The 19,000-nt window shown below is 57.4% G+C and carries 19 protein-coding genes; 14 read left to right on the forward strand and 5 right to left on the reverse strand.

What is annotated here, in order from left to right:
• Positions 1-5 precede the first annotated feature (5 nt).
• The 10 genes from K3J57_RS15445 to K3J57_RS15490 all read left to right on the forward strand — a co-directional run bounded on the left by K3J57_RS15445 (position 6) and on the right by K3J57_RS15490 (position 8,097).
• A complete protein-coding gene (locus K3J57_RS15445) occupies positions 6-1,568 on the forward strand; it encodes a GspE/PulE family protein (protein ID WP_259797974.1) in 1,563 nt (520 codons plus the stop codon).
• Entirely contained in the window at positions 1,558-2,397 is an 840-nt protein-coding gene (locus K3J57_RS15450) for a hypothetical protein (RefSeq protein WP_259795228.1), read from the forward strand. The genes K3J57_RS15445 and K3J57_RS15450 overlap by 11 nt, the downstream gene beginning before the upstream one ends.
• Positions 2,394-2,927, forward strand: a complete 534-nt coding sequence (locus K3J57_RS15455) for a hypothetical protein (protein ID WP_259795231.1) — start codon at positions 2,394-2,396, stop codon at positions 2,925-2,927. The genes K3J57_RS15450 and K3J57_RS15455 overlap by 4 nt, the downstream gene beginning before the upstream one ends.
• The gene (locus tag K3J57_RS15460) at positions 2,924-3,472 is read left to right on the forward strand and encodes a hypothetical protein (RefSeq protein WP_259795233.1); all 549 of its coding nucleotides are present in this window, start codon (positions 2,924-2,926) and stop codon (positions 3,470-3,472) included. The genes K3J57_RS15455 and K3J57_RS15460 overlap by 4 nt, the downstream gene beginning before the upstream one ends.
• Positions 3,469-3,984: a hypothetical protein gene (locus tag K3J57_RS15465; RefSeq protein WP_259787092.1), complete on the forward strand. Its 516-nt coding sequence runs from the start codon at positions 3,469-3,471 to the stop codon at positions 3,982-3,984. Before K3J57_RS15460 ends, K3J57_RS15465 begins: the two co-directional genes overlap by 4 nt.
• Positions 3,985-4,060: 76 nt before the next feature.
• Positions 4,061-6,265, forward strand: coding sequence for a secretin GspD/PilQ domain-containing protein (locus K3J57_RS15470; protein WP_259797977.1), 2,205 nt, complete (start codon positions 4,061-4,063; stop codon positions 6,263-6,265).
• Positions 6,252-6,734: a type IV pilin protein gene (locus tag K3J57_RS15475; RefSeq protein ID WP_259797979.1), complete on the forward strand. Its 483-nt coding sequence runs from the start codon at positions 6,252-6,254 to the stop codon at positions 6,732-6,734. The genes K3J57_RS15470 and K3J57_RS15475 overlap by 14 nt, the downstream gene beginning before the upstream one ends.
• Positions 6,724-7,104, forward strand: a complete 381-nt coding sequence (locus K3J57_RS15480; RefSeq protein ID WP_259797981.1) for a type II secretion system protein — start codon at positions 6,724-6,726, stop codon at positions 7,102-7,104. Before K3J57_RS15475 ends, K3J57_RS15480 begins: the two co-directional genes overlap by 11 nt.
• The gene (gene gspG, locus K3J57_RS15485; RefSeq protein ID WP_259797982.1) at positions 7,091-7,531 is read left to right on the forward strand and encodes a type II secretion system major pseudopilin GspG; all 441 of its coding nucleotides are present in this window, start codon (positions 7,091-7,093) and stop codon (positions 7,529-7,531) included. The genes K3J57_RS15480 and gspG overlap by 14 nt, the downstream gene beginning before the upstream one ends.
• A 161-nt stretch (positions 7,532-7,692) precedes the next feature.
• The gene (locus K3J57_RS15490) at positions 7,693-8,097 is read left to right on the forward strand and encodes a hypothetical protein (RefSeq protein WP_259797983.1); all 405 of its coding nucleotides are present in this window, start codon (positions 7,693-7,695) and stop codon (positions 8,095-8,097) included.
• 695 nt (positions 8,098-8,792) lie between these two features.
• On the opposite strand, the gene K3J57_RS15495 is transcribed toward K3J57_RS15490, so the two are convergent.
• The 4 genes from K3J57_RS15495 to K3J57_RS15510 all read right to left on the reverse strand — a co-directional run bounded on the left by K3J57_RS15495 (position 8,793) and on the right by K3J57_RS15510 (position 12,488).
• Complete coding sequence (locus K3J57_RS15495) at positions 8,793-10,106, reverse strand: lanthionine synthetase LanC family protein (protein WP_259797984.1); 1,314 nt, start codon at positions 10,104-10,106, stop codon at positions 8,793-8,795.
• Positions 10,103-11,092, reverse strand: a complete 990-nt coding sequence (locus K3J57_RS15500) for a T3SS effector HopA1 family protein (protein ID WP_259797985.1) — start codon at positions 11,090-11,092, stop codon at positions 10,103-10,105. The genes K3J57_RS15495 and K3J57_RS15500 overlap by 4 nt, the downstream gene beginning before the upstream one ends.
• Positions 11,089-12,180, reverse strand: coding sequence for a phosphotransferase (locus K3J57_RS15505; RefSeq protein ID WP_259797986.1), 1,092 nt, complete (start codon positions 12,178-12,180; stop codon positions 11,089-11,091). Before K3J57_RS15505 ends, K3J57_RS15500 begins: the two co-directional genes overlap by 4 nt.
• 65 nt (positions 12,181-12,245) lie before the next feature.
• A complete protein-coding gene (locus K3J57_RS15510; protein WP_259787105.1) occupies positions 12,246-12,488 on the reverse strand; it encodes a hypothetical protein in 243 nt (80 codons plus the stop codon).
• A 240-nt stretch (positions 12,489-12,728) separates the two neighbouring features.
• Here K3J57_RS15510 and K3J57_RS15515 point away from each other — a divergent pair, with 240 nt between their 5' ends.
• The 4 genes from K3J57_RS15515 (at position 12,729) to K3J57_RS15530 (ending at position 17,774) form a co-directional block, all read left to right on the forward strand.
• Positions 12,729-13,361 carry a Crp/Fnr family transcriptional regulator gene (locus tag K3J57_RS15515; protein ID WP_259795249.1) on the forward strand — a complete coding sequence of 211 codons (633 nt, stop codon included), beginning with the start codon at positions 12,729-12,731 and terminating at the stop codon, positions 13,359-13,361.
• A gap of 129 nt (positions 13,362-13,490) precedes the next feature.
• Positions 13,491-15,737 (forward strand): pyridoxal phosphate-dependent decarboxylase family protein, encoded by a 2,247-nt coding sequence (locus K3J57_RS15520; protein WP_259797987.1) that lies wholly within the window; start codon positions 13,491-13,493, stop codon positions 15,735-15,737.
• A gap of 41 nt (positions 15,738-15,778) precedes the next feature.
• Positions 15,779-16,930 (forward strand): FIST signal transduction protein, encoded by a 1,152-nt coding sequence (locus K3J57_RS15525; RefSeq protein WP_259797988.1) that lies wholly within the window; start codon positions 15,779-15,781, stop codon positions 16,928-16,930.
• A 7-nt stretch (positions 16,931-16,937) separates the two neighbouring features.
• The gene (locus K3J57_RS15530; RefSeq protein ID WP_259795258.1) at positions 16,938-17,774 is read left to right on the forward strand and encodes an adenylate/guanylate cyclase domain-containing protein; all 837 of its coding nucleotides are present in this window, start codon (positions 16,938-16,940) and stop codon (positions 17,772-17,774) included.
• On the opposite strand, the gene K3J57_RS15535 is transcribed toward K3J57_RS15530, so the two are convergent.
• Complete coding sequence (locus K3J57_RS15535) at positions 17,762-18,979, reverse strand: DUF4331 family protein (protein ID WP_259797989.1); 1,218 nt, start codon at positions 18,977-18,979, stop codon at positions 17,762-17,764. The genes K3J57_RS15530 and K3J57_RS15535 overlap by 13 nt on opposite strands.
• Positions 18,980-19,000: the final 21 nt, after the last annotated feature.

The raw sequence follows: 19,000 nt of genomic DNA on the forward strand, positions 1-19,000 counted from the left end.
CGAAAATGGACCAGACCAACACAGACCTGTCACAACACGAGACGCTGCGGGCGCGGGCGGCGGCCTTGGGTGTTGACTGGGTATCCCTGTCCGGCCGCCGGGTCGACCCGGACCTGTTCAACATCCTGTCTGTCGAACATGCCCTGCGTCTGACCGCGGCGCCCTTTCGTGCAGATAACGGGGCCGTGCGCATTGCCATCACTGATCCCGGCAACATGGCGCTGGAGCATCAATTGCTGCATCTGGCCGGGGGTGAGGTTGAACTTGCTGTGGCCGAGAAATCCGACATCCTGGCCTATTTGCGCCGGGCAGATGGCAGCGGTCAGGTCTTGCGCAATGTGGCCCGCGATTTCCAACCTCAGGTGATCCGTGACACGGGCGGCGGAAAAGAAGACGTGGTGGATCTGGCTTCTGTCGTCGGGCAGACTGGCATCGTGCGCCTGCTGAACTCGATCCTGATGGCGGCACTGGAAAAACAGGTCAGCGATATTCATTTTGAACTGGCCGAAGCGCGGCTGGAACTCAAATACCGGATCGATGGGATCTTGCAGCCTGCCACCGATCATATTGACGCCAGCCACCACGAAGAGCTTGTCTCGCGGATCAAGGTGCTGGCGGAGCTTGATATCGCTGAACAGCGCATTCCCCAGGACGGCCGGTTCCGGATGCGCTTTGAAAACCGGGATATCGATTTTCGGGTCTCTGTGCTGCCCACGCAGTTTGGCGAAGATGTGGTGATCCGGGTGCTGGACAAGGGGTCGTTGTCCAAAACCGGTGACCCGCTGTCGCTGCGCGGGCTCGGTATCGCCGAAGAAGACCTGAAAGTGCTGCTTGAAGAAGCGCGCGCACCCTATGGGCTGATGCTGATCACCGGGCCGACCGGCAGCGGGAAAACCACAACGCTTTATGGCACGCTGGGTGAAATGAATGATGGCATGCAAAAGATCATCACCATCGAAGATCCCATCGAGTACCAGATCTCCAATGTCGTGCAAATTCCCGTGAACGAAAAGAAAGGACTGAGCTTTGCCGCCGGGCTACGCTCGATCCTGCGTCACGACCCGGACAAGATCATGGTTGGCGAAATCCGCGACCGTGAAACGGCCGAGATTGCCATTCAGGCCGCCCTGACCGGTCATCTGGTGCTCGCCTCAATCCACGCGAACAATACTTTGGATGTGATCGGCCGGTTTACCCATTGGGGCATTGATTTGCATGACTTTGTCGCCGCACTGAACTCTGTTTTTGCCCAACGTCTGTTTCGCAGGCTTTGCGAGAACTGCAAAGAAGCTGACCACGAAGCGGGGGCAGGCCTGTTTCGGGCGGTGGGGTGCATATCCTGTTCCGATACCGGTTATCGCGGTCGGCTGGCAGCCCTTGAACATCTGGTTCTGGATGAAGAGATCGCCGAGCTGATCGTGAACCGATCTGTTTTTGGCAATCTGAACGCGGCCCGAAACCGCAAGGGAATGCGCAGCTTGCAACAGGCGGCAGAACAGCTGGTGCAGCAGGGCATCACCTCGCAGGCAGAAGTGGAACGGGTATTGGGCAAGCGTCATGAGAACTGAGAAACGCCGGTTGGGTCTGGTGCTGGGGAGCGACGAGCTTTCTATGAGTTACCGCACAGGTCAGGGGCAGGTCGTTCAGACCGAAACCCTCAGCTGTGAAACCGGGCTGCGACAGGGGCAACTGGCGGATCTCCAACCCTGCCTGGCCGAATTGGTGGACCGCTTCCCGCGAGCGGTGAAACGGGCTGATGTCACGCTGAATGTCGCCCTTCCGGATCCGCTTTTCCAATCCACAGAACTGGAATTTGAGGTTTTTCCCGCGCAGAAGAAGGCCGCGGATGATCTGGTGGCCTGGCAACATGCGGCAGTGCTTGATCTGGACCCCGCCACGCGGGCGGTGGGCCATGTCACGGGTGGAACTGAGGGCGGGACAACAAAAGTTTTTGCCCATTCCGTATCGCAGGAACTGGTCACTGCCCTGCAATCCCAGCTGTGGGAACACGCCCTGTTGCCCTCACGGATAGATGCGTTGGGGTCTTACCTGTTTGCCCAGCCCACGCACCAGGCGCAGAGCGACGGGATTGACCTGTTTATAGGGAACGGGTGGTGGCGTTTCCATTTACGCGGAACCGGGCTTTCGCCGCTCTATTTTGCAGCCTGGTCAGAAAAAGACGCTTCACTTGCCCCGGTCTGGTCGCGACTGAAACGGATGGTGATGTCGCAGGGGGCAAGCTGGGGCAACGCCGGGATCCTGCGCCTGATACATCACCCGGAACGGGATATTACCCATGTGACAGAAATTGCGCGCGAGCTTGGTCTTGAGGTGGATTTCATGCCGCACTGCAAGGGCAAACCTCTGTCTAGCCTTGTGACGGAGGATGCAAATTGACACTGTCTGTTATCTCCCCCCCACGGTCATTGAAACGCCCCTTGGTCACGGTGCTTTTGGCAATATCCCTTCTATTGATCCTTGGCCTTTGGGTTCGGGTTGATGAGATTGAACAGCTTGGAGCCGAGACAGACCGCCTTCAGGCGCAAACAGCACGCGTATCTGGGCAACTTGCCCAGGAACAGGCCGCTGAAGGCACGCTGCCCTCTCAGGCCGAGATTGACGCATTGGCGCAGCGCATTCACTGGTACAATGATAGAATTCCGGCCCGCACTCTTGACCTGCCCGCAATTCTGGACGGGTTGGAACAAGGGATCGGGCCAGACGTCCGTCTGGGCGGGCTGACATATGATCGGGCGGGGGAATTTGTCCAACTGTCGATCCTGTCTGAAACCGAACAGACCCTGCTGGCCACCCTTCATAAGCTGCGTGACATCCTCGCCCCCAATCAGTTTGCGGTTGAGCGGCAGATCACGCTCGACGGAGCCTCCGGCCGACTGGTGCAATACGATCTCCGGGTGATGCCATGACCCGACATATCCTCAGATATCTCAGAATTCCGTCCATCGCCTTGCTGACAATGATCGTAGCGGGCCTGCTGATTGCGCATCTTGGACTGTTCCTGACCGGATGGCAGACGCAGAGGAAGGCGTTTGATGCGGCGCAACAGACCCATCGTGACGCAACCGCGCAATTGCGTGATCTGCGATCCCGACGGGCGATTGCAGAAAGGGTCGAAGAGGCCCGCACCGAGTTGCAAACCCTTGACGGGTTGATTTCTCACCCGCTGGATCAGGCCCAGCTCGTGTCCCAGACCAATCGGCTGGTGCGCCGCGCCGCAATTGATGTGGTGCACGGTGACAACACCTTGGTGGCGGTTTCGGACAAGCTGATGCAGTTCCGACAGGAACTGACGGTTGAAGGCAGCTATGCCGGTATCCGCTATTTCCTGCATTTGCTGGAAGGGTCCGATTATCTGAATGTGATCGAAGAGGTGGACTGGAAACCTCAGAAGGCGGGCAAACAGAAGGCGCGGGTGAAGCTTGTGACGTTCCTGCGGGAGGGGCAGCAATGACAAGACGGGCATGGATCGCTGCATTATTGATCCTGACACTGGGAGGGTTGAACCTCTATCGCTACTGGACCGGGCCAGCACTGCCAAACAGCGAGGAACAACTGCGTTCCACATCGCTGGCCCCCACGACCCTGCCGGACCTTCATGCCCCCGGACTTCGCGCGGAGAGGGCGAACGGGACCCCACGGGACCTGTTTGTGTTCGTCAAAGCCCCACCTCAGCCCACGGCCCCGAAATTGTCGCAACCGGTTCCGCCCAAGGCACCCCAATCCCCTGACCCAAGGGAAGTCGCCCTTGAAACCGCCCGCATCAACCTGCGCAATATTCGTATAACGGGTATTCTTTCGTCCAAAAGTGGTTTAAGTGCTATGGTTAATGCTCCTTTCTTCAACGGCACGGCGCTGGCCGGGACCGATCTGGGGGAAGGGCTGCGTTTGGAGGTGGTGAGCCTGACCGAGGTGCGGATTTCACATCCGGAATTGGACTTGGTACGGGACATTGTTGTCGAGTGAGTGCATGAATACGATTTCGGCTTGGGTATTGCGCGCGACTTGTGCCGTGCTGATTGGGCTTCTCCTGCAGGGCTGTATGGAAGACCGCACGCGCCCGCCATCCCTTGTGGCAACGGGGAAAGATGGATCGCATTGGCCGGTCACCGTTTCTCTGGCCCGCGAAAAAGCCTATGCCTATCCCGACCAAAGCGAACACCGCACCGCCCTGTTGAGCGCAATTCAAGGCGCGGAAGATCATTACCTCAAATCCGGGCGAGCGGTGCTGGCGGAAGGGGATTTGGGATCAGCAGAAGGTCTGTTCAGCAAGGGATTGCTGGTGGTGCCCGAAAGCCAGCTTTTGCGCGCGGCCCTCGAGGACATCAAAGACAGGCGCCGGTCCCAGGCCCTGATGGCACAGGGACGTTCCAGCCTGAAACTCGGCCGTACTGAACGGGCCATTTCCCAGCTTGAAGAGGCGCTACAGGTTGATCCGAACAACCGCGAGGCGCTGCAGCTGTTGAACCGGGCTTATGGCAGCAACCCGATTCACACGGCGCCCAAACCCATTCGCCTGAAATCCGCGGCGCCCGCAACGGTCAATTTCCGGGATGCGGATATGAAAGATGCCTTTCTGGCACTTGGTAAGAATTACGGGTTGAACATCATTTTTGACGCAGGTCTCGATGATCAACGCCTGTCTCTTTACGCCGAACGGGTGTCCTTTGATCAGGCCTTTCGGCTGATGCTGAAAGCCAGCGGCACGCATTTCCGCCCAATGGGGGACAATGCCGTGCTGATTTTCAAGGACAGCCCGGAAGCGCGCGCGGCCAATTCCGATTACCATGTGCGGACCTTCTTCCTTGAAACCGCACCCGCCGAACAGATCCGCGGGTTGGTGGAGCGCGTGCTGGACGTGTCCAATGTCAGCGCCAATACCGACAACAACTCGATCACCCTGCGGGCCACCCGCGAAAAACTCGCCTTGGCCGATCGCCTGATCCGGGCCAATGACCGGCGACTGGCCGAAGTGTCGATGGAAGTGGAGATCCTTGAGGTCAACCGCACGAAAAGTGAAAATCTCGGGGTGGATTACGGGTCGCAGATCACCGTATCCCCGCCGAAACTCACCCTCTCACAGATCCGGGATGGATCAGCCGAGAGCGAACTTGCCTCTTCCGTGGTCACGCTTCCGGCGGCCAGCATCAAGTTCTTCAAACAGGATGTGGATGCACGCACACTGGCAAGCCCCCGCATCCGAACGGTAAGCCAGAAACCCGCCACCATCCATATCGGTGACCGCGTGCCACTTCGCGCCGCCACCGTTCTGGACCCAAATGGCCAGACCCGCACGTCGTTTGAATATCGCGATATCGGGATCAAACTGGAGGTCACGCCGAAAGTCTTACTGGACAATACCGTTGATGTTGCCCTGAACCTTGAGGTCAGCAGCCTCGGGCAGAACCTTGGCACCGCCGAGGAAAGCGCCTTTTCCATCGGCACCCGGAATGTGTCGACCAATATGGTGCTCAATGACAATGAGACTGCCATCATGGGGGGGCTGATCCGCGATGAAGAACGCGCAACGGTGAAGCGTGTTCCCGGATTGGGAGAGATCCCGATCATTGGCAAGCTGTTTCAGGTGCGGGACGGGCAGGGCACGCGGACCGACATCCTGCTGACCCTGACACCACGGATCGTGAAAGGATGGGATATTCCTTCACCGGCGGATACCGAGTTTTATTCCGGCACCGGCAGCAGGGTGAGTTCGGAAAACGAATTCAAATTCCTGTCCAGTGGCGCGCCGGGAGGGGCCGTCATTCGTCTGGATATGGATGGCAAATCCGGTGCAAAACCCGCCACCCTCAGCCCGGTGATTGCAACACCTCCGAAACCGACATTGGGGACAGCCCCCGCAGCCGGTGCAGCGCCTTCTGCAACACCCCCAAAAATCGGGTTCAGCAATTCAATCTATGAAATCCCATCGGATGGTGAGGTGACGGTTGATGTGCAGGCAACAGGCCTGCCCGCAGGGACCAATGCAACGTTCCGCATCCGGTTCAACCGCAATATCGTGTTGGTGAAATCCGGCACCGCCGCAAATGGAAGCGGCGCGCAGGTCACCTATGACAATGATGCAGGGATTGTCACGATCGCCGGGGTCAGGACCGGGTCAGGGGCCCTTGCCCAGCTCACCCTGTCGGGCCGCAAGCCGGGCCTGTCCTATTTTCTGATCGAGATGGAGACACCTCCGGCCGGGGGCGTCAAACCGGAACTGGGATCTGCGAAAATTGTGGCGAAGTAAACTCAGCGATCCGCGTGGGGCCACGCTTGTCGAGATGATCATGGTGCTTTTGATCCTGTCGATCATCACCATGATTGCTGTTCCTCAGGTGCAAAAAAGAGCCTTGCGCGAGAAAGAATACCAGCTGCGCCGGGATCTGATTTCCGTGCGCGACGCCATAGATCGGTTTCATGCCGACTGGATGGACGGGGCCTTGATGGACGGGGCGGCGGGGGTCAGCCCAGACGGGTATCCCCGCAATTGGGACAGCCTGACCGAAGGGGTGCCGACCAGCGACGGCAAGGGGCCACGCCGCTATTTACGACAGGTGCCGCCCAACCCCTTTGCGCTTGATCCCGAAATGCCATGGCGGCTTTTGGGCCTGCGCGATGCCCCGGACGCGACGCGGTGGAACAAGGTCGATATTTTTGATCTGCGCGCCAATACCGACCGGATTGCCTTGGATGGGACCAGAATAGATGAATGGTAAGCTGCGATCCGAAAAGGGGTATACCATCACAGAGGTTCTGGTGGTGTTGGCGATTGTCGGTCTGCTGGCCGGGCTGGCCGCCCCGCTGATGACCAGCTCGGTTCAAAAAGCGCGCGAGGCCAGTTTGCGGGGCAATCTCAAAACCATGCGCGTGGTGCTCGACGAGTATTATGCCGATCACCTGGCCTATCCTGAAACACTCGATGCGTTGGTGAAAGAGGGGTATTTGCGCGCCTTGCCGGAAGACACGATAGAGCGGGGTCAATCCGACTGGGACGTGGTGCTGACCGAAGACCGGGCCGGCATCATGGATGTGAAAAGCAGATCAACGCAAACCGCGCTTGATGGGAGTATTTATGCAGATTGGTAACCATTTCAAATCCCGCCTCAAAGACGACGCCGGGTTCACATTGATGGAGCTTTTGGTTGTCCTGGTGATCATCGGCCTGCTGGCCGGGCTTGTCGGCCCCTTGCTTTACAACAAGATCAACCCGGCAAAACAGACCATTGCCCGCGGGCAGATTGGCAATTTCACCACCGCCTTGGAAAGCTTCTGGGTGGATACCGGCCAGTTCCCCTCAACCCAGCAAGGGCTTGCAGTTCTACGCGAAAATCCCGGCATTTCCGGTTGGAACGGGCCATATCTGCGCAAGAACATTCCCCTGGATCCCTGGGGCAACCCCTATGTTTACCTGTATCCCGGTCGGGACGGGCATTTTGAAATCCTGTCCTATGGCGCGGATGGGGTCGAGGGGGGCACCGGTGAAAACCAGGATCTGACCTCATGGTCCAACTAAAGCGTTTCAAAACTGACTTGAGCCACAAGATGATTTCAAAATGCGTGCAAAATCAAAAGATTCCACGCGTTTCGAGCAACCCCAGTGTCGCCGGTTTTCCTCAAAATGTTTTAAGGGGGCAGGGCGGGTTTTCATATCCGATCATTCTTGGGGTTTTGCTTGTGCTTGCCGTGGCAGGGCAGGGGGTTGCGCTTCGCCAAAGTCACGCGGCCCGGCGGCATCTGGACCAGCGTGTGTCCGCCGAAGGAGAGGCGTTTGTCCGGGCGCTGGCGTTTTACTGGAAGCTGGACCCAACAAACCCGACCTTGCCCTCACGCCTGGACCAGCTTCTCAATGATAGCCGCATGGGACAGCATCGCCACCTGCGTCGCGCACCTGTCTCTCCGTTCGAGGACGCCGAATGGGAGCTTTTGAGAAATGCCAAAGGGCAGATCCATGGTATTTTTCTTGCCTCCACCAGGACACCTGCGCGCAAGGTTTCTCGCCTGCAATCTGGCCAGGAAGTCATATTAACCACCTATAATGACTGGCATTTCATCTTTGAAAGCCCATCTTCCGGGGAATAGGAAATCATTCACTAGGTCGGAAAGCGTCCACAGAAGGTCAGCGCCCCCAAGCAAACATCTGTTTTGATACTGAATTAGCGCTTCGTTTGAAAATTCTGTCGGACCAGCTCATTGACGAGACCCCGAGTGCAATAAGATCAAGCACTTAGCGATTTGAATTCTTAAGTTTTAAGACCCAATGATTTTCAATCTGAAACGTCGAATTCTCAGGTGCCACTTACCTCTTTCTGAAATGCCTTAATCCACGCTCGAAGCGTTGTGGCCTTTGGCCCCGTTTTTGCCACCGCAGTGTCGGCTATCCTCATGGCGGTTTCAGCATGCCCTTGCGCAGTGCAAACGACTGCATGATGGTACGCCAACCTGGCAGGCAGAAGCCCCAGTCGCTTTGCTGCATATTCGAGATTATACACTTGGCGATACCAACCATCGGAAAACTGCTTGAGACTTTCGGTTGCAGAGAACCAGGCATCGAGATCATCTGACAACAACTGAATGATCTGTCACATTGCGCTCCCCTGCAGCTTTGAAGGAAGGGCGCCAGTATCGCCTGAGAAGTTTGAGTAGAGCGCAAGACCTCTGCCAGCATGGTGGGGCAGGGGTCATTGTTTCGGCACACCGCGCAGCTTTCAGCAATGAGAGCGGCACGTCCGAGACCGAGACCTCGCTGCGTTTGGAGTAGCTCTTTTCAGCGGCGCTCAGCCCGCTAATCGCTGTTGGGCCGTGCTCGTCACATCTGATCCCAATCCGGGGCACAGCAAGGATGGCGGTGCTTGTTCAAGGCTGCGCAGAAAGGTGTAACCCGTGCCTGCCAGACCCGTCATCAAGCCCGGCGGCTGATGACGTTCCCCTCCTCCATATGGCAGGGGGCGCTGCTGATCCAGAAAGTCACCCGCGATGAAGTCATGCACATTGTTGATAAGCTCGTGGTCTTCGCCGCAGCATTCTTGACGCGCCCGCAAAATCAGCTCCAGGTCACTGCCAACCCCATGGCAGAGACATAGATTGGTGGCAGGCGTCAATCGCGTCGCAAGCGCCTGTCGGGTCAGTCGTGTTGCTTTTTGGGCATCTTCCAGAAGTGCGGGCATCCCCGTCAGTTCGAAGGCGCGAAAACGGGCCAGACCGATCCCGGTCGCACCGTGGCACCATGCGACTTCGGTGCGCCCCTTCGCGTCTGGATTGTCATGAAACCGCAAATCCGGCCAGCATTGCCGGTCATCATCGAACCAATGATCCTCGTAGGCGAATGCCTGCAACCCGGCCTTGGACATTGCCGGGATACCGAACGCCGTCCCCAGTTCAAGCAATGCAAGCCCGATCCCCCCCGCGCCGTGGCCATATCCCAGCAGGTTTGGGCGCGCGGCCAAATCCGATTGAAGCCACTCGGCATCGCCCGCATTTCGTTTCATCTCGGCGCTGGTGTTCCACGATAGGCCCGCATCATTCGTCTGACCTTGGCCCAGAATGGCATGCCCCCAGCTTAGCAAAGGCGCTTCAAGCTCGTCCCCATTGAATGCGGTGCGTAGCGAAAGAACCGCTGGAATAGAGGCCGCGACACCCAACATCACGTCCAGAATGCACTTGCCGGAACTATCGCTGTGCAGAGCCTGCCGGATGATCTCCACCCCACCGGCGATAAGCGCTTTGCGATCGAAAAGCTGACCGACCCGGATGGCGGCATAGCCAATCCCAACATGCCCGGTATAAAAGGACAAGGACACAGAAGCAGGGCAATCCTGATATCGGGACACGGAGTGGTTCATCGCCCCGATCGCCGTCTGGGTGATGACATGATCATCTGTCAGGTTGCCCAGCTCAGCCAAAAACAACGCGATGCCGGCGGTTCCGTCATAGAGCGCAGGGCCCATGGTTCCATATCCGGACAACATGGTGCCAAAGAAGAAATCGTTGACCGGACCCAGCCAGTTGCAACGGTCACCGTCCCAAATCGCGTCACGCGCCAACATCTTGCCGATGGTCAAGGCGGCGTTCAGGATTTCGGTATCATTCATGCGGCCACCTCTGCGATTTCGGCGGGGAAATAGAACGTATCTGACGATCCGGGGTTCAGGTGCAGCGCATCCGGATCAAGGCCGCGCGCGGCACAGAGCGCCAAGAACTCAGACCAGAATTTGTCTGTATCCATCCGGTTGGAGATACGGCTGGACAGCATCGCTTCGGCCACAAGTTTGCTGCGCGCCGCTCCGAAACTGATTTCTCCGGTCGGATCTTCCGCAAAGCCGACCCCCGGAGCGATCCTGCGTGTGAATACCGGGACCTCGGCACCCAAATGGGCACCAAGAGCTGTCTGGACATCCGCAAATGCCAGCTGAAAGATGCGGACAAATCGCTGGGGCAGGTACAACACGGCAGTGTCGGCGCGCGAATAGTCCGTCAATCGGGTTGCAAACTTGCAGGTAAACGGAATCTTGTAGCTATTCAGCATACCGGTCAGCAAAGCTGCGGCGGGCTCGGCTGCCCCGGCGCCTTTCAGATTCAGATACAGCCTGACCGTCCTGGCCTGTTCTGCCAGATCCATCTGTTCTTGCCCGAACATATGGAAAAAGCCAGGCTGCATAAGGGCGGTGCCCGTCATATGCGTCACCGTCAGAGCCGAGCCCGTGCGGATTGGCAGCGACATGGGATCCGCCAGAAACTGGCCGGGCAGAAACTTGCATACTTTCCCAAAACGCTCGGCAATTACGGCGCCATCAGGCAGAGCTGTCCGCATGACCCACCCTTGCTGAACATCCGCGCGGGTCGTGTTGGCGTTTGAAAGCTTGGCAATCAGCTTTGCATCTGGCGGCGTCGCGCGGAAGGCCTGGGCAATGTCACCAGACGGGTGCGTATAGAGGTATTTGTAAACAAACTCAGTCACTTGCGTCAGCTGATCAACCTCGGGCGTCGATGTCGACTGGGTCGGCTGATCGCGGAAAATCAACGCGTCCTGTGGGCCGAAACGGATGTGGGATACGAAGTCTTGCAAGCGCTGTTTCATGCTGCTGCTCTTTCCGTGCCGGACAATGCGCGGACCGCCTGAGCCTGCCCTTCAGCGGCAATCAGATACTGCGCCATGTTCACGAATGCCCGTGACTGCGCCGGCAATTCATCCTGTGCAAAGCAGTACTCATATGCAGCAACCAACATCCGCGCGGCGGCCATGTTCAGACAATGCGCGCGGAAGTCTGCAAGCGGGTCCATCGTGAAGGGGCGGGTTGACATATAGCCTGACCAATATGCCTGCATGCTGCTGACGTTTTCCGGGGCACCAAGAATTTGTTCGGGGTTTTCGGGGGCGTCCGGTCGCATGATCTGATGGATCAGAAACGCAGCTATACCGCAGCCCACATCCCATGCGGGATCACCGATATTTGCGCGTTCCCAGTCGATCAATTTCAGTTTTTCAGTTGCAGTGTGATCCGTGATCAGGAAGTTCTCCCATTTGAAATCCCCGTGGATCAATACTTCGGACGAGCTGTCCTGGCAGCAGTCAGAAAGGCAAGTCTTCAGGTCAGGCTGACTGCGGATCAGATCGATCAATTCCGCGCTCGCTTTGCTGCGCCCACGCAATGACGGCAGCGGGCTTGGGTCTTCTTCCAGGCGGAAGATCCAATGCGGTTTTCTGTCGAAATTCAGGTTCAGATCCTCGATATCCGCCAATGGTACCGAGTGAAACCTGGCCGCAATTACGCCTGCCTGCCGGACAAGCTCTGGGTCGATATGTGACGCGTTTCGTGATGCCGACCCAATGTCGCTTGCATCGCGGATCAGCTCCAGTGTCAGGGTCGAGCTGTCAGGATCAAAATGCAGCAACCGCGGCATCAGTTTGCGCAGGCTGCCAAACGCTGGATGGTCCGAGACCGCCTGATAGATACCCGCTTCAAGCGCAAGCGACTCTTGCGTGCCAGGCTCGGCTTCATGGGCCTGCTTCATAAAAAAGGACGGGCCGTTAAGTTGTTTGAACGCGAAGAAACGGTTCCGCTGGCGACCCATCAGAATGGCGATGGATCCGTTCACAATATCCCGGTTTGTGATCAGCTTCTGATCCAGAAGCTTTTGCATGATATTGCGTGCAACAGGTTCCATGATGGCCTCGGTCAAACATCAGAAAAAAGGGGCAGCAACCAGACGGTGCTGCCCCCAAGCTTTGATCAGACAGAGCAGACAGCCGTGAACATGACCTTCCCGCAGCTGCCAGCGGCTTCCGCCATGGCATCCAGATGGGGCTGGGCTGCGGCCTGCGCTTCGGCAACACTGTCAAAGCTGCAGCCAGCGGTAAACAGAACGCTGACGCAGTTATCGCTTGCAGATAGTTGAGCGTTCGAAGCAGCTTTGGTTGCCTCGGCGACGTCCGAGAAAGTGCAACCTGCTGTAAATGCAACACTAACACACATAATAAATCTCCTCTGAAGGTGTTCGGTTTCGACCATGACGATTACTCGCCTTATGGTGTTGCTTGACTATCGCGCAAGCAGTGCTGCATATGTGTCTCAGGGCACAGGAGGCCGGAAAACTGCCGGAAATCTGATTTTCGGGTATTTCGGGGCGCCCAATTGGGGGCCAGAATGTTGCGTCAGAAGATACAGCCATCAGATATTCCGACTGCCCTCGGACAGTGTTCTCTGTTTGCTGATTTGCCTGCGCAAATCGTCGAAAGTTTTACCCAGAACGCCGAGATCGTCACCGCACCCAAGGGCAGGCTGATCGTGATGAGCGGGGACCAAACCACCGACACATATTTCCTGATCTCGGGGTCGATTATCGGCCAGATTGTTGCGCAGAATGGCCGCGAGATCTTGTTCAATAAAATCGGGCAGGGTGGATATTTTGGCGAACTGGCGGCGTTGGATGGGGCCGAGCGTTCGATCACGATCTCGGCGCAGACGGATTGCGTTCTGGCGAAACTTCGCAAAGAGGATTTCTTGGACCTTCTGAACCGCTTCCCGCAAGTTGCCATCAATCTGGCACGTGATCTTGCTGAGCGTCTGCGCCACATGAATGAACGCGTGTTTGGTCTGATCGTACACGACGTCGAAACCCGTCTGCGCATCCGGTTAATGCAACTGGCACAAGAACAAGAGCAATTGATCGAAGGTGGCGAGATTACGGACATGCCCACCCATGAAGTGATGGCTGGCTATGTCGGATCGAACCGCGAAGCCGTGAGCCGCGCAGTGGCCCGACTGAGCAAGGCGGGTGTGATCGAAACCACGCGCAAGAAGGTCGTCATTCGCGATCTGAACGCGCTTCTTTCCGCAGAGATGTAACGAGGTCATTCCATCAGAAACGTGCGCCTCGACACAGTCGGAAACCAGAAACTCCGCATGATGATTTGTGGGAACAGGCACGCCCGTCGACATTGACATCGGGGCGTCAGGAAAAACGAGGAGACCCCCATGAGTTTGACAGGGAAACAGGCGCGCATTCAATCCGTCCTGACGGAGTTTCATCAGAAAGAAAAAGATGCGGGACGGATGGATCTTGACCGTAGCAAGGGCAGTGAATCTCTTGCCGGTTGGTTCCTTGGGCCCCTGGCAGAAAATCAGGACGTCCTGTCGCGTTCGGTGGGGCGCGCGGTTGAGGCGCATTGTAACGCCCGTCGTGAATATGGTGCGCAATTCGATGATCCTCCCTTTGTAACGCCCGAGATCAAAGCCTCAGGAGAGTATAAGCGCACCATTGACGCACTGGATCATAAGCTTGACGATCTTCTGGGCGCGCTGCACGGCTCCATCCCACTGTCCAGCTATCGCAACCAGTCGCATATGTACTGGGACATCACCATGCCCGGCGCGATCGGCTATTTCGCGGCGATGCTGTACAACCAGAACAATGTCGCGGCCGAAGCGTCGCCCGTGACAACCCTGCTGGAAATCGAAGTCGGCAAAGATCTGGCCCGGATGCTGGGCTACGAGGTCCCGGAGGATAATGCCTCGGGTGCAAACCAGATCACCCCATGGGCGCATATCACCTGCGATGGATCTGTCGCCAATGGTGAATCCATGTGGGCCGCGCGCAATCTGAAATACATGCCGATCACTCTGGCCGAGGCCATTCGGAATGAACCAGGCATGGCGGCAGGCAAGGACGTGACCGTCACGCTGGCAAACGGACAGATTGCCAAGCTGCTGGATCTTAGCTGCTGGGAGCTTTTGAACGTCGCCGTGGATGACGTGATTGCCCTGTCCCCGCGTCTGCAATCGGACTTTGGTGTGACACAGGCCGCGATCAAGGCCGCACTGGATAAGTACTCTGTACAGAATCTGGGGCTTGCGGAATATCAGCAACGCTTCATTGCAAAAGATGTGCAGGCCCTTCCGATTGTTCTGGCCCCTGCGACGGCGCACTATTCCTGGCCGAAATCTGCGGCACTGATTGGGCTGGGTGCAAACCAGCTGCACCGCGTGCATGTGGATCTGAACGGACGGATGCGGATGGATCGCCTGCGCGAGATGTTGCAGGACTGTCTGGATAACAAGCGCCCTGTGATCGAAGTTGTGGCCGTCATCGGCTCGACCGAGGAAAGCGCAGTTGACCCGCTGGCAGATATTGTCGAGCTGCGCGAAGAATTCCGCGCCAAAGGTCTGGAGTTCTGTTTGCATGTGGATGGCGCGTGGGGCGGGTATTTCGCCTCGATGCTGCGCGACAGCAAGGATCCCATTGACCCGGATCAGGCGGGTGCGTGGGAACAGACCCCCGCCATGATCATGAGCGACTATGTCCTGCGCCAATACCGCGCCTTCAAACATGCCGATACGCAAACTGTCGACCCGCACAAGGCGGGGTTCATTCCCTATCCGGCGGGCGCGCTGTGCTATCGCAATGGGGCGATGCGCGACATGATCACCTTCACCGCGCCCGTGGTGTATCACGGGGGTGTCGATCCGACGGTCGGGGTCTACGGGATCGAAGGATCCAAGCCCGGCGCAGCGGCGGCAGGTGTGTATCTGTCCCACGCCATGATCCGCCCGGATAAATCCGGCTATGGGAAACTTCTTGGGAAATGTATCTTCAATTCGAAACGTCTTTATGCGGAACTTGTCGCGTTGGATGGGACGGATGATTTCATCAAGGTTGTTCCCTTCCAAAGACTGCCCGCTGAGAAAGAGGGGCTGGGGCCGGACGAGGTGGCCCGCCAGATTGCCTTTATCCGTGATCACATCGTGCCAAAGCAGAATGACGAGCTGGTCGAGTTCCTGCTGAACGATCCTGAGGCGCTGAAACTGTTCAAAGAGCTGGGCTCGGATCAGAACATCGTTACCTATAGTGCGAACTTTAAAACCAGGGACGGTTGGAACAGCGATCCTGCATTGATGAATGCGCTGAACACCGCAATCTATCAGGCGCTGTCGATCAGTGTCTTTGACGGTGGGACGGTTCCGAAACAGCCGATGTTTGTGACCTCGTCTGCGTTTGACGTACCCGATTACGGACAGGAGTTCGTGGATGCTTTCGGCGCGCGTGCCGGGTTGCAACCGACCGAAGGTGCCGCGCTGTCATTCCTGATTTCCACAACACAGGATCCATGGGTCTCGGCGACGTCTGAAGGAAACTATCTGCCTGAAGTGGTAAAAAGTTTCCGTAAAACTGCACAGGATGCAGCGCTTGCGGTTATGAAGGAACACGGCCTGTCCAGGGGATAGCACCGTAACGGCAATCAGCCGATGAGTTTGAAGGAGATACAATGTTCAAAGTTGGAACCGGTTGGTCCGATGATCCGGATACCAAGCTGTCTGCAGAAGATGCTCTGACCAGCGCCGTCAACGCACTGGATGGGCAAACGCCTCGAGCTGCGCTGGTCTATGCGGCTGTCGACATGGATTTGGCCGTCGCAGCACAGGTGCTGCGCGACCGGTTCCCCGACATTGTGATTGCTGGATGCAGCACGGATGGTGAGATCGCCAGCGGAGAAGGCTTTATCGAGGACAGTCTGGTTATCACTTTGTTTGCCTCGGACAGTATTCGGTTCGCGGTCGGCTGTGGGTCCGGCGCAATCGCAGACCCGAAAGGCGCCACAAAAGCGGCTGTCGACATGGCGCAGGCCGGTGAAGATGGACCGCCCGCCCTTACCGTCGCGCTTCTGGAGGGGCTGGGCACCAATATCCACCACCTGCTTGATGGGCTGCGCGACGCGACGGGCCCCGATGCGATGATCGTTGGCGGCGCGGCCGGGGATCAGCTGCGCTTTGAAGGGACCAAGCAGCTTTGCAATGATCAGGTGATGAGCGACGGCGTTGTTGTGTTGATGGTGTTTGGCGCGCTGAATGTCTCGACAGGTGTGTCCACCGGTTACGTCCCCTTGGGCCAGCCACACAAAGTCACCAAAGCCGATGGCCCGGTGGTGCATTGCATCGATGACCGGCCAGCCGCAGATCTTTATGCAGAATACCTTCAACAACCCTCGGTCTTCTTTCCGCTGGCTGTGAAAGATGAAAGCCGCAAGTCACTGGTGCTGTCGTCACCGTTGAACTTCGATGCGGAAACCGGAGCGCTTCACCTTGTAAACCCGGTGGCCGAAGGTAGCACCGTGCAGATCGCCACTGCATCCCGGCAAGAGATCATTGATGCCGCCCGCAACGCCGCCGGGCAAGCGGTGGCCGGATTTGATGGCGGACGCATTGACGCCGCGCTCTTGTTCTCCTGTGGTGGACGTCGTGCCACACTGGGCACCCGCACCCGCGAGGAATACGACGGGATCCGCGAAATCGTTGGCCATGATGTCCCCACAGCCGGTTTCTATTGCTATGGTGAAATCAGTCCGGATACACCGGGGGGACCGCCACTAACCCACACCAATGCATTTGTTGCGGTCTTTATAGGGGAAAAAGAAGGGTAAACCGCACATGTCCGGGGCCAGCAGCGAAGCAGAACGCGAGATCTTACGGCTGAAGAGAAGGCTGGAACGATCGCAACTGCGCCGCGCTGAACTGGAGCATCTGATTGACACGGGCCAGTCCTTCCAACGCCGCGTTCTGGCCGAGGTTGAGACCGCAAAAGCAGAGCTTGAGAAACTGCATGCGCAGCTGCAGAAGGAACAGCGTCGCACAGAAAAGCTTCTGCATTCCATTATGCCTGAAACCGTGGCGCATGAGCTACGTCAAAATGGCGGCGTGGTGCCCCGCCGGTTTGAGAACGCAACGGTAATGTTTGCGGATTTCGTAGGGTTTACCGCCCATGCGGAAACTCTGGATCCAATGATCCTGGTGCAGATTCTGGACCAGTACTATTCCGAGTTCGACCGCATTGCCGCCAAACATGGCGTCGAGAAAGTGAAGACCATCGGGGACGCCTATATGTGCGTCGCCGGGTTGAGCGATGATGTTGCATCAGCCGATCGGATGCTCCAGGCCGCGCAGAACTGCCTGACATACGTCAAGACCGTGCGTCCGTTTGGGATCACGGAAGATATGCCGCTGTGGCAGATCCGGATCGGCATCAACTCGGGTCCCGTGTCGACAGGGGTCATTGGTCAGGATCGCCTAAGCTTTGATGTGTGGGGGGATACGGTCAACCTTGCCGCGCGGCTGGTCAGGGCGAGCCATGTGAACAGTATGCTGTTGTCTGAAAGCACGTTTGAGCTGCTGAGGCGCTCAAACGCATTTCGATCCGACGGCCAGATCGACGTGCGCGGACGCGGGCCGGTCAATATATTCCGGCCCGCACAGGATTACTCCATATAGATCGGGGCAACAGGCCGCACCGGCACGCCGGGCTTCCAAGCCTGATTAATGGATGGCGCAGCATATGGGAATTTTTCAGGGTTCAGATTCTGATCCGATGTGCGGGGCAGGAAACTGTCCGGATCTTCCCACATGAACGGGTTCACATCCTTGATCGTCCAATAGATCGCGTCCTCTGCAAAGCTCCGACCATTCGGATATCCGGGCTTTAGCGTCGGGTCCCAGCGCAGCATATCCGGGGCATAGAAGGTGACGTGTTCTTCGATTGTGTCCTCAAGCACTTCCAGCCGCTTGAAACTGAACCGGAATTGCGCCCCGAAATCTTCGAGACCCTGATCAGGGCTGGCCGCGTTGTAAGCATCATTGAATTCGCCGACAGTGTCATAATGGCGCCCATTGTTTTCAACTGGCAGATAATGCCACTTGTTATAGCCCACCGGGGGATCCACGAAGAAGATCCCCTGAACGCCCGCCCGGCCCATACGGTCTACGGAATGGCCCAGGCTGTCGGCGACAACGGCCCAGTAGCCCAATGCCTGTTCGGCCAGCTCTGGAACCTCTAGCACAATCAAGGTCATATCGGTGATGCCAAACGCGCCAAGGGATGTGGGGGCCGCAGGCAGATGATCGCCGCCGGCCAATGCTTGTTTGATCGCCTGGGCAGCGGGTGCCTGAACCGAGGTGAAATTAAAAAAGAATGGATCCCGGCGTGGGCCGATGAACAAAAGCTCTCCGTTCTCGCCTTGGGTCACTTCAAGTGGTGCATTCAGCGCCGTGGTGAAGCCCTTGCCCACCGGCTTTCCAATCCATTCATGGGACTGCGCCTCTCGGCCTTCGGCGCGCAGCATCTCGACACGCTGTTTCTGTTTCTCGCCATCGATATCCCTGACGCGGATCTTATAGGCAATGTCTGCAAGCAGATCCCCGTCCGTATCCAGCTTGAACATATAGACACGTTCCGGATCGAGCCGGATTTCATCCGATGCCTGCGTCCCCGGCGCGCCACTGCCCGACAGCGGGTTCAGCGTATAAGCCATGGTCAGACCACCAGTCTGCGCGCCACGGAACAAGAAACTGTCGCCAATGTCGGACATCGGGTCCATTTGCGTCGCTGGTGCATCCCGATGGTCAGACGCCCAAACCACGCCTGCTACAAGTGCGGAACACAGTATCGCTGCCGAGAAAAACGAGAATGGATTTTTCATTTCAGTGCCTTATGTGGTTGT

The sequence above is a fragment of the Aliiroseovarius crassostreae genome, from assembly GCF_025137635.1.
GTDB classification, from domain to species: domain Bacteria; phylum Pseudomonadota; class Alphaproteobacteria; order Rhodobacterales; family Rhodobacteraceae; genus Aliiroseovarius; species Aliiroseovarius crassostreae.